The sequence below is a fragment of the Nocardiopsis baichengensis YIM 90130 genome (assembly GCF_000341205.1).
GTDB lineage: Bacteria > Actinomycetota > Actinomycetes > Streptosporangiales > Streptosporangiaceae > Nocardiopsis_A > Nocardiopsis_A halophila.
Genome location: NZ_ANAS01000025.1, coordinates 82255 through 94747 on the forward strand (window position 1 = coordinate 82255; position 12493 = coordinate 94747).

At 75.6% G+C, this 12493-nt stretch carries 11 protein-coding genes; 6 read left to right on the plus strand and 5 right to left on the minus strand.

All coding sequences use genetic code 11. From position 1 onward, the window contains the following. Positions 1-19: 19 nt before the first annotated feature. Positions 20-508: a ribosome maturation factor RimP gene (gene rimP, locus C892_RS0120280; protein ID WP_017558668.1), complete on the minus strand. Its 489-nt coding sequence runs from the start codon at positions 506-508 to the stop codon at positions 20-22. Positions 509-823: 315 nt separating this feature from the next. Between rimP and C892_RS0120285 the strand changes: the two genes are divergently transcribed. Both C892_RS0120285 and C892_RS0120290 read left to right on the plus strand, forming a co-directional pair. Next, a complete protein-coding gene (locus C892_RS0120285; RefSeq protein WP_017558669.1) occupies positions 824-1327 on the plus strand; it encodes a hypothetical protein in 504 nt (167 codons plus the stop codon). Beyond that, positions 1324-1815 (plus strand): ferritin-like domain-containing protein, encoded by a 492-nt coding sequence (locus tag C892_RS0120290; protein WP_017558670.1) that lies wholly within the window; start codon positions 1324-1326, stop codon positions 1813-1815. Before C892_RS0120285 ends, C892_RS0120290 begins: the two co-directional genes overlap by 4 nt. Positions 1816-1952: 137 nt before the next feature. Here C892_RS0120290 and C892_RS0120295 read toward each other — a convergent pair whose 3' ends face one another. Together C892_RS0120295 and C892_RS0120300 are read right to left on the minus strand one after the other, a co-directional pair. Continuing rightward, a complete protein-coding gene (locus C892_RS0120295) occupies positions 1953-3704 on the minus strand; it encodes a proline--tRNA ligase (RefSeq protein WP_026124513.1) in 1752 nt (583 codons plus the stop codon). A gap of 173 nt (positions 3705-3877) precedes the next feature. Next, positions 3878-5395: an endonuclease/exonuclease/phosphatase family protein gene (locus C892_RS0120300; RefSeq protein WP_017558672.1), complete on the minus strand. Its 1518-nt coding sequence runs from the start codon at positions 5393-5395 to the stop codon at positions 3878-3880. Positions 5396-5669: 274 nt separating this feature from the next. Here C892_RS0120300 and C892_RS0120305 point away from each other — a divergent pair, with 274 nt between their 5' ends. From C892_RS0120305 to C892_RS0120315, 3 genes are read left to right on the plus strand one after another with little or no spacing between them, the layout of a single operon-like run. After that, entirely contained in the window at positions 5670-6740 is a 1071-nt protein-coding gene (locus tag C892_RS0120305) for an LLM class flavin-dependent oxidoreductase (protein WP_017558673.1), read from the plus strand. After that, the gene (locus C892_RS0120310; RefSeq protein WP_017558674.1) at positions 6737-7843 is read left to right on the plus strand and encodes a phenylacetate--CoA ligase family protein; all 1107 of its coding nucleotides are present in this window, start codon (positions 6737-6739) and stop codon (positions 7841-7843) included. Before C892_RS0120305 ends, C892_RS0120310 begins: the two co-directional genes overlap by 4 nt. A 27-nt stretch (positions 7844-7870) precedes the next feature. After that, on the plus strand, positions 7871-9586 hold the full coding sequence (locus C892_RS0120315; RefSeq protein ID WP_017558675.1) for an AMP-binding protein: 1716 nt from the start codon (positions 7871-7873) through the stop codon (positions 9584-9586). 302 nt (positions 9587-9888) lie between these two features. Here the strand turns inward: C892_RS0120315 and C892_RS0120320 are convergent, their stop codons facing one another. Next, positions 9889-10317 (minus strand): Zn-ribbon domain-containing OB-fold protein, encoded by a 429-nt coding sequence (locus tag C892_RS0120320; RefSeq protein ID WP_338040874.1) that lies wholly within the window; start codon positions 10315-10317, stop codon positions 9889-9891. A 162-nt stretch (positions 10318-10479) separates the two neighbouring features. Next, positions 10480-11661 (minus strand): thiolase C-terminal domain-containing protein, encoded by a 1182-nt coding sequence (locus C892_RS0120325; protein WP_017558677.1) that lies wholly within the window; start codon positions 11659-11661, stop codon positions 10480-10482. 178 nt (positions 11662-11839) lie between these two features. Between C892_RS0120325 and C892_RS0120330 the strand changes: the two genes are divergently transcribed. Next, on the plus strand, positions 11840-12403 hold the full coding sequence (locus C892_RS0120330; protein WP_449406523.1) for a flavin reductase family protein: 564 nt from the start codon (positions 11840-11842) through the stop codon (positions 12401-12403). Positions 12404-12493: the final 90 nt, after the last annotated feature.

A 12493-nucleotide genomic window follows, 5' to 3' on the forward strand; every position in this document is an offset into this window, starting at 1 on the left:
TATCCACGGGGCTCCCCCTCTAGTCCGCCGCGGCGTCGTCGTCGGCCTGGCGGCGGAATTCCACCTGGACCCTGCCCCGTTCGAGGTCGGCGTAGCGGTACTCGGCCTGCTCCGCGCCGGCCGTCTCGAGCACCACGCCGTCGTCGCCGGCCTCCACCACGCGCCCGGTGACCTCGCCTCCGTCGGCGAGCCGGGCCTGCACCAGGCGTCCGCGGGAGCGGCGCCAGTGGCGGGGGAGGGTCAGCGGCCGGTCCACGCCGGGGGAGGTCACTTCGAGCACGTAGGGGGCGCTGCCCATCACGTCGGACGCGTCCAGCGCCGCCGAGACGTCCTGGCTGACCGTGCCGACCGCGTCCATGTCGACGCCGTCGTCGGAGTCGACGACGACGCGCAGCAGGCGCCGCTTGCCGGCCGGTACGACCTCCACGGCCTCCAGGTCCAGTCCGGCCTCGGCCAGTACCGGCTCGAGCAGGGCGGCCAAGCGGTCCTGGCGAGCCTGCGCCCCCATCTGCGTTCCTCCTCGGGAATTCCGCCCGGTCCCGGTCGGGCGCCGGGGCGGTCCAGCTGTGCACAAAAGTCTTCCGCACGTCGCTGCGAGTGCGGTTGGGCCTCCAAGGGTATCCACAACCGCGGCCTCTCCAGGCAATCCGCGCGGTCCCGAGGCCCCACGCGTTCGCGGAGCTCCTCCGCACGAGGGGAAGCGGACCGGAACACGGCGGGCGCCACACCGCCGCATCGCGCGGCCCCACCCCCGGTGCATGGAAGGATTGGCGGCGCACGGCGACGACGGCGAAGGAGGGCGGATTTGGGCGCGAGGCACGGCGTGGCCGGGATCCCCGTCACCCGCCGCACGGCCCTGGCCTCGGTCCTGGCGGTCGCGGCGGTGTGGGCGAGCGGCTGCCGGGGCGGCCGCTGGTATCCGAGCGAGACCGGGCCCGACGAGCGCGTTCTGCGCGGGGCGGTCGCCGGCAAGGAGAGGATGATCGCACGCTACCGGGCGGCGCTGGCCGCCGACGAGGGTCCGGCGGAGCTGCTGGAGTCCTTCCTGGTGCACCACGAGGAGCACCTGGGCGCGCTGCGGGAGCGCCTGCCCGACGAGGACCGGACGCGGACCGACCCCGGGGCCCCGGACGCCTCGCCCTCCCCCTCCCCGGTCGGGGACGGGCCGGTGGACGCGGCGGGGCTGCGCACCGCGGAGGAGGCGTCCGCGGGCGCGCGCTCCCGGCAGTGCGCCGACGCCGAGGACCCGGCGCTGGCCCAGCTGGTCGCCTCCATCGGCGCCTGCGAGGCCGCCCATGCGCACAGGCTCGGTGAGGAGGTCGGATGAGCGGGACCGGCGGGGCGTCGCCGACGCCCTCGGATGAGGAGGCCACGGCCGAGGTCGCGGCGCTGCAGAAGGCGCTGCGGGCCGAGCACGCCGCGGTGTACGGGTACGGGTTCATCGGGGCGCGCGGCCGGGACGGTGAGCGCGACCGGGCCGCGCGGCACCTGGACGCCCACCGGGCGCAGCGGGACACGGTGCGCGAGGAGCTGGTGGAGCTGGACGCGGTGCCCGCGCCCCCGGAGGCGGCCTACACGCTGCCCGATTCCGACGGGCGCGAGGAGCTGGCCGGGTTCGCGCAGGGCATGGAGAACACCTCGGCGCAGGCGTACCTGGAGGTGGCGGGCGCCGCCGAGTCGGGCCCGGTGCGGGAGTTCGCCGCGGAGGCGCTGCAGGCGGCGACGGTCCGCGCCATCGAGTGGGGCGGGGGCGTCGTCGCGTTCCCGGCCTACCCGACCGGGGACCCGGACGAGCCCAACGACGAGGACGACTGAGGACGCCCTCCCGACCACTCGCGCGCCCGTGCCGCCGCCGGACATGCGCCGGACGTGCGGGAGGGCGCCGGCCCCGCGGCCGGCGCCCCCGCCGTCCTCGCGCCGTCCCCGCCCGGTGGGCGCGGCCGGGCCGCGCCCTACTCGGCGGCCACCGCGGACGCGACCGCGTCGGCGGCGCCGTCCAGGGAGATCTCCCGGCGGTCGCCGGTGCGGCGGTCGCGCAGCTCCAGGACGCCGTCGGCCAGGCCCTTGCCGACGATCAGCGCGGTGGGCACGCCCAGCAGCTCGGCGTCGGTGAACTTCACGCCCGGGGACACGCCCTTGCGGTCGTCGACGAGCACCCGCAGGCCGCGCTCCTCCAGCTCGGCGGCCAGGCGCAGCGCCACCTCGATCTGCTCGCCCTTGCCGGTGCCGACCACGTGCACGTCGGCGGGGGCGGCCGCGCGCGGCCACACGATGCCCTTGTCGTCGTGGGACTGCTCCACGACGGCGGCCACGACCCGCGAGACGCCGATGCCGTAGGAGCCCATGGTGACCCGCTTGGGCTTGCCGTCGGGGCCCAGCGCGTCCAGCTCGATGGCGTCGGTGTACTTGCGGCCCAGCTGGAAGACGTGGCCGATCTCGATGCCGCGGGCGGTGTAGAGGGTGCCCCGGCCGTCGGGCGAGGGGTCGCCGTCGCGGACCTCGGCCACGTCGAGCACGCCGTCGGGGGTGAAGTCGCGGCCGCAGACCAGGTCGACCACGTGGTGGTCGGGGCGGTCGGCGCCGGTGACCCAGCGGGTGCCCTCGACCACGCGCGGGTCGGCGTAGTAGCGGCACTTGTTGTCGAGCAGGGCGTTGGGGCCGACGTAGCCCTTGACCAGGTAGGGGCGGGCCGTGAAGTCCTCCTCGTCGAGCAGGGCGACCTCGGCCGGCTCCAGGGCGGCCTCCAGGCGCTTGACGTCGACCTCGCGGTCGCCGGGCACGCCGATGCCGACGACCTCCCACTCCTGCCCGCCCGGGGCGCGCACCTTGACCAGCACGTTCTTCAGGGTGTCGGCGGCGGTGAAGGTGCGGCCGAGCCCGGCGCCGTTGAGGTGGTCGACCAGGGTCTCGATGGTGGGGGTGTCGGGCGTGTGGTGGACCGCGGCCTCGGGCAGCCCCTCCAGCGGGAGCGCCTCGGGGGCGGCCACGCGCACGGCCTCGACGTTGGCGGCGTAGTCCGACTCGGTGCTGCGGACGAAGGTGTCCTCGCCGATGGGGGTCTCGGCCAGGAACTCCTCGGAGGCCGATCCGCCCATGGCGCCGGAGGTGGCCTTGACGACGACGTAGTCCAGCCCGAGGCGGTCGAAGATCCGGATGTAGGCCGCGCGGTGCCGCTCGTAGGACTCCTGCAGGCCCGCGTCGTCGATGTCGAAGGAGTAGGAGTCCTTCATGTGGAACTCGCGGCCGCGCAGGATCCCGGCCCGGGGTCGGGCCTCGTCCCGGAACTTCTCCTGGATCTGGTACAGGGTGACCGGGAAGTCCTTGTAGGAGGAGTACTCGCCCTTGACCAGGTGGGCGAAGACCTCCTCGTGCGTGGGGCCGAGGACGTAGTCGGCGCCCTTGCGGTCCTTGAGGCTGAACAGGGTGTCGCCGTACTCGACGGCGCGGCCGGTGGCCTCGTAGTAGTCGCGGGGCAGCAGCGCGGGCAGCAGCAGCTCCTGGCCGCCGATCGCGTTCATCTCCTCGCGCACGACGCGGGCGACGTTCTCCAGCACGACCTTGCCCAGGGGCAGCCAGGAGTAGATCCCCGGGCCGGTCCGGCGGACGAACCCGCCGCGCACCAGGAGCTTGTGGCTCGGCACCTCGGCGTCCGCCGGGTCCTCACGCAGGGTGCGCAGGAACAGGTTCGACATCCGTAGCAGCACGGCCACTCCTTGGGAAACGGTGCACGCTCAGGTGCACGGAAAGACGGGTCGTAAGTCGGTCGGGAGGGATTCCAGGCTAGCGGCGGCGCTGAGTAGCCGCACCTGGAACAGGGGCGCCGCCCGCCCCTCGGGGGATCGAGGGGCGGGCGGCGCCGGGAGGGGGAGGCGGGGCGTCAGCCGTCCAGGGAGAAGGTCGTCATGACCGAGGCGTGGTCGGACGTCCACTCGTTGTCGGCGTGGTTCGGGTACACCTCGGGCTCGCCGGCCACTAGGGTCTGCGACCGCTCGACCGCGAGCGGGCCCTTGTAGTAGACGAAGTCGATGCGGTCCTGGGGCTCGTCGACCCCCGAGTCGCCGTCGCGCTTGGGGAACAGCGGCGACCAGGTGGTGCCCGGCTCGGCGGCGGGGTCGGGGTGGGCCTCGCGGAAGGAGTCGGTCAGCCCGGCCTCGGTGGGCACGGTGGAGGCGGGCCAGGGCACGTCGGCGTAGCCGCAGTTCTTCTCCCGCAGCTCCTCGGTCCAGTCCAGGTGGGAGGGGGAGTTGAAGTCGCCCATGAGCAGGACCGGGACCTCGTCGGCGGCGGCCAGGTCCTCCTCCATGGCCGCGACGGTGTCCTCGATCTGCGGGGTGCGGCCGGACTCGGCCTCGCGCTCCAGGATGCGGTCGACGCTCATGCCCGAGTCGCAGGCGTCGTAGGGGCCGTAGGGGGTGTAGCCCAGGTGCGCGTCCCAGACGGCGACCCGGGAGTCCGGGCCGTCCAGGGAGACCTCGACGCTGCCGGAGGCGTTGACGGTGCCGCGCTCCTCGGTGATCGGGTAGCGGCTGATCACGCCGAGGCTGCCGGAGGTCTGCCAGTGGTCCCAGCCCAGGGCCGTGGCCAGGCGCTCGGCGGCCTCGCCTTCGGTCTCCTGGAGGCCGACGATGTCGGCGCCGGACTCGATCAGGTAGCGCAGCTGCTTCTCGTGGTGCCCGTTGACCTGTGTCCCGGCGTGCCAGGTGTTGTAGGTCATCACGTCGAGCTCGCCGACCAGGTCCTGCCCGGCCTTCCGGACCGGGACGGTCGCGGTGAGGGCGGCCGTGGAGCCGTCCTCGCCGGCGGCCTCGATCGTGATCCGCGCGTCCGTGTCGCCGTCGGGGGTGCCGGTGACGGTGCCGTCCTCGGCGACCGCGGCCCAGGCGGGGCCGCCGGTCTTGCGGAAGGCGACCTCGCCGCCGCCGGAGGCCAGGCCGCCGACCGAGGCCTCGTAGGCGTCGCCCTCGCGGGCGTTGCGCAGGGTGATCCCGTCGGTGGGGAAGGACACCGGGCGGTCGTCGGTGACGGTGAAGTCGACCGGGTCGGCGAGCCAGGCGTAGCCGTCCCGGGCCAGGAGGTAGGCGGTGTAGTCGCCCGCGCGCAGCGCAGCGGTGTCGACGGTCGCCTCGCCCTCGGCCTCCGGGGCGTAGCTCCAGGCCAGCGAGGGCTCGGTGTACTCCTCATCGACCGGCCCCTCGCCCCGGGGGTACACGCCGATCCAGTTGGTGTCGTGCGGTTCGGGCGTGCTGTAGGCGAACCGGGCCTGCTCCCCCTGGGCGACCGGTCCGGCCGGGGCCAGAGTGCCGGCCGTGTCGGCCTGCGCCGGGGCGGACAGCCCGGCCAGGACGGCGACGGCCGCCGCGGCGGACGCGGTCGCGCGTCTCCACCAGCCTCGCATCGTGCCTCCGTTCTCGATCGTGCCCGTGTGCGGTGCACACCTTGACGGCGCACGACGATGGCACAGCGCACGGCCGCCGAACCTCCGGTAACGGTTCGGAGAAGGGCGCGCCGTTCCTCACCGGACGACCGCGAACCGGCAGCGGAGGCGCCGGAGCGGGACAAACATCGCGGCCGCGCCCCGCCGGCCGCCGCCGGGCGATTCGTTGTGGGGTCGTCACCGCGCTGATACACTACCAAGCGTTCGCTTGGTTGGTATCGACCCCGGAGGCGCCATGGCGTCCCTGCGCATCAGCCTGGGCTACGAGGTGGAGGTCCGCGGCCGCACCCGCGAGGTGGAGCGGCGCGCCTTCGAGAACACGCTGGCCCAGGCCGAGCTCGCCGACGAGCTGGGCTACGAGGCGGCCTGGTTCGTCGAGCACCACTTCACCCGCGGCTTCTCCCACTCCTCGGCCCCCGACCTGGTCCTGGCCGCCGTCTCCCAGCGCACCCGCCGCCTGCGGCTGGGCCTGGGGGTGGTGCTGCTGCCCTTCCAGCCCCCCGTGCGCACGGCGGAGCGGGTGGCCACCCTGGACGTGCTCTCCGGCGGCCGGGTGGAGTTCGGCACCGGGCGCGGCGCGTCCCCGCTGGAGTACCAGGCCTTCCAGCGCCCCTTCGAGCAGTCGCGGCGGATCTGGGAGGAGTCCCTGGACGCCGTCCTGGAGATCTGGCGCGCCGACGGCGCCCCGGTCACCCTGGACAGCCCCTACTTCCAGGTGCCCGGGGTGTCGGTGCTGCCGCGCCCGGTCCAGGACCCGCACCCGCCGGTGTGGGTGGCCTCCACCAGCCTGGAGGGCTACCTGGCGGCGGCGCGGCGCGGGCACAACCTGCTCGGCATGACCATGCTCAAGGGCCTGGACGGCGTCGCCGAGGACATCGCCGCCTACCGGCGGCAGCTGGCCGACAGCGGGTTCGACCCCGACACCCGCCGGGTGGCGCTGATGGTGCCCTGGCACGTGGCCCCCACCCGGGACGAGGCGCTGGAGACCGCCTCGGACGCGGTGCTGTGGTACATCCGCCGCCAGGTCAACCTGGTCACCCCGCCCGGCTACTACGACGCCCGGCACGCCACGCACCGGGTGCTCGGGCAGCTGGCCGCGGGCATGCCGCCCGAAGAGGCGCTGGAGGTGCTGCGCGAGCACCACATGGTGGTGATCGACGACGCGGCCGGCTCGCGCGAGGCGGTGCGGCGCATCACCGAGGCCGGCGCCACCGACCTGCTGCTCCAGGCGCAGGTGGGCGGGCTGGACCACGAACACGTGTGCAACTGCCTGAAGCTGTTCCGCCAGGAGGTGGCGCCGTCGTGAGCGGACGCGAATGGATCCGGGCCGACCGGCCCGGCCCGGGGGCGGCCCCCGGAACGGACGGCGGACTGCTACTGGTCGGCCCCGAAGGCGGGGCCACCGCCGCACTGGGCCCCCGGGACCGCGCGCTCGCCGCCGAGCTGGGCGGCGGGGTGCTGGCGGCGGCGGGGGTGGGCCCAGGCGACCGCGCGGCGGTGGCGCTCAGCGCCGAGGGCGACCAGACCGGGGCCCTCGTGGCCGAGGCGGCGGCCGCCGCCGGGGCCCAGGCCGCGGTGGTCGGCCCGCGCGGGCGGATGCGGCTGCACGCGGCGCTGGAGGCGATGGGCGCCACGGTGCTGGTCGCCACGCCCTGCGGGGCGGCGGACCTGCTGTCCCGCCTGCACCTGGAGTTCCAGGCCGACCCGCTGGACCTGGGACTGCGGCGGATCCTGCTGGCCGGGGAGGTGGCCTCGGACGGGGTGCGGCGCCGCCTGGCCGCCGAGTTCGGTGCCGAGGTGGTCGACCTGTTCACCGACCCGCTGCTGCAGGTGCCCGTGGCGCACCGGCCGGACGGCGCCGCAGGCCTGGAGCCGGCGCGCCCCGGGACCCTGGGGCTGGCTCCGCTGGACGCCGACACCGTCGCCGAGCCGCCCTACCCGGCCGGGACGGCGGAGATCGTGACGCTGCCGCACTGGCACTCCTCGCTCGGCGGCGCGGTGGTGCGCACCGGGTTCACCGCCCGACCGCGGGACGGGGCACGGGCGGTGCCCGCGCCGACGGGGACCGTCGGCGACCGGGTGCTGGTGCGGGGCCGCTGGCTGCCGCTGCCCCGCCTGGAGCGCGAGCTGGCCCGGGTGGACGGGGTCGGCGCATGGGAGCTGCGGGTGTCCCGCCCCGGGACGCTCGACCTGGCCGAGCTGCGCGTGGCCTTCTCCCGCTCCTCGCTGATCGGCGACCGCATGTGGACGTCGCGCATCGAGCAGGCGCTGGCGTCCTTCTCCCCGGTGCGGATCGCGGTGGCGGTGGAGGAGGAGGCCCGGGACGAGGGCGGCGCGGGCCGGCTGACCGACGAGCGCGGGCACCACCAGGCGCGCGAACGGGACGGCGCGCGGGCCCGCGCGGGCTGAGACCGCCCCACGCGAGGAGGAACCCCCATGGCCCACTCCCCCGAGTTCCCTCCCCTGCCCGACGGCTGGACGACCCTGCCCCGGATGCTGGCCGACCGGGCGCGCCGCACGCCCGGTTCGGTGCTGCTCGCGGCCGGCGGCGAGCGCCTGACCGCCGCGGACCTGGCCGCGCGGGCCCGCGGGATCGCCCGTGCCCTGATCGCCTCCGGCGTGCGGCCCGGCGACCGGGTCGCGCTGATGGCCCCCAACTCCCCCGGATGGGGCGCGGCCGCTTTCGGGGTGTGGGAGGCCGGGGCGGTGCTGGTGCCGCTGTCGACCCGGTACCGGGGGCTGGAGGCGGGCGGGTTCCTGCGCCGCACCGGGGCGCGGCTGCTGATGTGCACCGAGCGCTTCCGGGGCACCCCGGTCACCGGACTGATCGAGCGGGCGGTGGGGGCTGGGCGGGGCGGCCGGCCCGGCCGCCCCTTCGCCGGCCTGCCCGATCTGCGGGAGGCGGTGCTGCTCGACGTCGGCCCGGACGACCCGGAGGCCGGGCGGGCGGGGGCGGCGGCCTTCGCGGACTTCCTCGGGCGGGGCGGCGCCGTGTCCGATGCCGAGGCCGAGCTGCGCGCGATGGGGGTGGACGGGGCCGACCTGGCCGAGGTGCTGGCGACCTCGGGCACCACGGGGGACCCCAAGGGGGTGATGATCCCGCACGGTCAGCTGCTGCGGGGGTACTGGGACTGGGCCTCGGTGGTGCGGCTGGACGGGCGGGACCGGTACCCGGTCATCGCGCCGTTCTCACACGGGTTCGGGGTGAACGCCGGGCTGCTGGCGGGGGTGATGCGCGGGGCGCGGCTGCTGCCGCAGGCGGTCTTCGACCCGGGCGGACTGCCCGGGCTCATCACCGACGAGGGGGCGACGGTGCTGGCCGGGCCGCCGACGCTGTTCCAGGGGCTGCTGGCGCGCCGGGAGGCCGGGGAGCGGTTCCCCGCGCTGCGGGTGGGCGTCTGCGGGGCGGCGTCGGTGCCGCCGGAGCTGGTGCGGGGGCTACTGGAGGCGGGCGTGGTGCGGCGGATGGTCAACGCCTACGGGCTCATCGAGGGCACGGTGGTCTCGATGACCCGGGAGGGCGACCCGGTGGAGGTGGTGGCCGGGACCGCCGGGCGGCCGATGCCGGGCGTGACGGTGGAGGTCGTGGACGGGGAGGGACGGCCGCTGCCGCCGGGCGGGCGCGGGGAGATCGTGGTCGGGGGGCACGGGGTGATGGACGGCTACTGGGGCGACCCGGAGCGCACCGCCGAGGCGGTCGACGGCCGGGGGCGGTTGTGGACCGGCGACGTGGGGGTGCTGAGCGGGCGCGGCGACCTGTCGGTGGTGGACCGGAAGAAGGACGTGTTCATCGTCGGCGGGTTCAACGCCTATCCGGCCGAGATCGAGGCGCTGCTGCTGCGCTGCCCGGGGGTGGCGGGGGCGGCGGTGGTGCCGGTGCCGGACGCGCGGCTGGGCGAGGTCGGCTGCGCGTTCGTGGTCCCGGCCGACGGTGCGGGGCACGGAGGCGGCGACGGCACCGGCCGCGGCGGTGCGGACGCCGCCGGACCGGCACGGGCACCGGGGCTGGAGTCCGAGGTCATCGCCTGGTGCCGGGAGAACATGGCGAACTACAAGGTGCCGCGCCGGGTCGAGGTGGTGGACTCCCTCCCGGTCAACGCCAACGGCAAGACCGACAAGGCGGCCCTGAGGAAGCGCCTGTCCGTACCCTGAGGGAAGCCAAAGGCCTCGCCCGACGGCACCGATACCGCCGGGCGCCTGTCCGCAGGACATTCGCGACACAGCGGAGGGCGCCGAAGAGAGTCGGGGCGACGCTCCGTCCAGACCTGTTCCACCCGACCGACTACTGGACCTGGCCTTCCCATGGCCCGCTCTCTTTCCCGCTTTCCCTCGATGATCTCGGGGGAGTCGGCCTTAAGAGCGCCCTGATAAGGCCGCCTTCCCCGAGATCATCGCGAATCAGCCGACGGTCTCTGGTGGTGAAGCGCGACCCCGCCTGCCGGCATCCGGAGTCGTCACCCGAGCGGGCGCCAGTCGACGACCACGTCGGGCCCGTCCTCGCCAAGGGTGCGTCCGTTCTCCGGTGGGAGCTCGGTGAACTCCGCCTCCACGGGCAGGCCGCGGCGCAGGTCCGCCGGGTCGGCGCCGACCAGTCCGCCCCAGCAGTAGAGGGCGGGCGCGTCGTCGAGGGCCACCCGCAGCACCGTGTAAGGCGCCGGGAAGGCGGGGTGGAAGGTGCGCCGGGTGACGGTCCACCCGTCCACCGTCCCGGTGCCGGTCCCCTGGTGCCAGTGCCACTCCAGGGAGAGGCACACGGCGCACACCTCCCGCGGAGGGAAGCGCGGGCTCCGGCAGTCGGCGCAGTACTGGACGAGGAAGCGGCGGTCCCTGACCGCCTCCCACCAGTAGGCCGAGTCCCGGTCGGGGGCGGGGCGCGGCCGCACGGCCGTGTCCCCCGGCGCGCCCGGCCCACCGGCGCCCGGCCCACCGGCGCCGCCGGCGCCCACCCCGTCCGCGTCCGGCCGCGGGGTCCGTATCGCCTTTCCCATCGGTCACCTCCGGGGTGTCCATCGTTCGGGCGCGCCGCCCGGGCGGTCCGGGTGCGGTCAGCGGCCCGCGGTCAGCAGGAGGGCGGACGTGCCGGCCAGGACGTAGCCCGGCTGGCCGGTGGACAGGGCGACCTCGGCCCCCTCGACCTGGCGCGGGCCCGCGTCGCCCCGGAGCTGGTCGACCGCTTCGACGACGTGGTTGATACCGTGCACGTACCCCTCGGACAGGAAGCCCCCGTGCGTGTTGACAGGCAGCGCTCCTCCGATGTCCATGGCTTCCGAGGCGGCGAAGGGGCCGCCCTCGCCCTTGGCGCAGAAGCCGTAGTCCTCCAGTTGCACCACGACCGTCCAGGTGAAGCAGTCGTAGAGTTCGGCGGTGTCGACGTCGGTCGGCCCCAGGCCCGCCATCGCGTACAGCCGCGGGGCCAGGCGCGCGGCGGACGAGGTCGTCAGGTCGTCGCCCAGCCCGCCGGGGACGGGCGGGGAGTACGTCGAGTGGCCCCCGGCCCAGGCCGCGGCGGCGATGTCCACGGGCGGTCGGCGCAGGTCGCGGGCGCGCTCGGCGGAGGTGACCACCAGGGCGCAGGCGCCGTCGGTCTCCAGGCAGCAGTCGAGCAGCCGGAACGGCTCGGAGATCCAGGGCGAGGCCAGGTAGTCGTCGAGCGTGAACGGGTCGCGCTTGAGCGCGCGCGGGTTGGCTGCGGCGTTGGCGCGCTGGCGCACCGCGATCGCGCCGAAGTGCTCGGGGGCCGTGCCGTAGGCGTCCATGTGCGCGCGGGCGGGGACGGCGTAGTGCTGGACGGGGGCGAGGAGCCCGTAAGGGGCCTGGTACTGCAGGTCGAAGGCGCCCGCCGGGGCCCGGCCCTTGCCTCCCATGCGGAACTCCGAGCGCGCGTTGATGGCCCGGTAGCAGACGACGACCTCGGCGACGCCCGCCGCCACGGCCATGGCGGCCTGCCCGACGACGGCGTGCGAGACGCCCCCGCCTCCGAACTGGTCGAGGTGCCAGGCGGGGTCGTCGATGCCCAGGGCGGGGCCCACGACCCACGGGGGGCTGGAGTCCCCGACGCGGTGGGTGGCGATACCGTCGACGTCGCCGACGCCCAGCCCGGCGTCGTCGAGGGCGGCGAGAACCGCGCGGCAGGCGAGGGCGGTGGTGCTGGCGCCGGAGTCGCGGCTGAACGGGGTGCGGCCCACCCCGGCCAGCGAGGCCGCTCCGCTGAGTCCGGTTCCCGCCACGGCCGCCTCCCTGCTCGGGTCGCCTCCGAGTCAAGACCGAGCAAACGCTTGGTGTCAAGAGGCGGGCGCCCACGGGTGACGGGACGGGCGGCGGCGGGTACGATGAGGGAAACCAAGCAAGCGCTTGGGTGAACATCCGGGGAACGGCCCCGGCCGAGGAATCAGGAGGGCGAGGCCCGTGTCAGCAGACCGTGGGAGCGCGCACCGCGCCGTGGCCGAGGCGCCCCGGACCCGCTGGAACGGGACGCGCACCGCGGCGGCCCCGTTCGGCCCCCGGGACTTCCGGGAGGCGCTGGGGCGCTTCCCCACCGGGGTGGTGGCCGTGGCCGCCCGCGACCCGCGCACCGGCCGCCCGGTGGGGCTGGCGGCGAACTCCTTCACCTCGGTGTCCCTGGAGCCCCCGCTGGTGGGCTTCTGCGTCGGCCGGGCGAGCACGAGCTGGCCGGCACTGCGCGCGGCGTCCCGCCTGGCGGTGAGCATCCTCGGCGCGGACCAGGAGGAGGCGTCCCTCCGCCTGGCCGCCAAGGGCGGGGACAAGTTCGCCGAGGTCCCCTGGCACGAGTCCCCGTCCGGCGCGCCGGTCATCGAGGGCGCCCAGGCCTGGCTGGAGTGCGAGGTCGACGCCGAGCACCCCGCGGGCGACCACGTGATCGTGGTGGCCCGCGTCCACCACCTCGCCGCCCGGGAAGGGCGGTCCCCCCTGGTGTACTACCGGAGCGAGTACCGCCGCCTGGACGATTAGGCGCCCGCGGGGAGGGCACCGGGCATTCCCCCTCGCCTCACCGGACCCCACGGGCCCGCCCGAGAACGTAAGGGCATCAGAAAGGCGCGA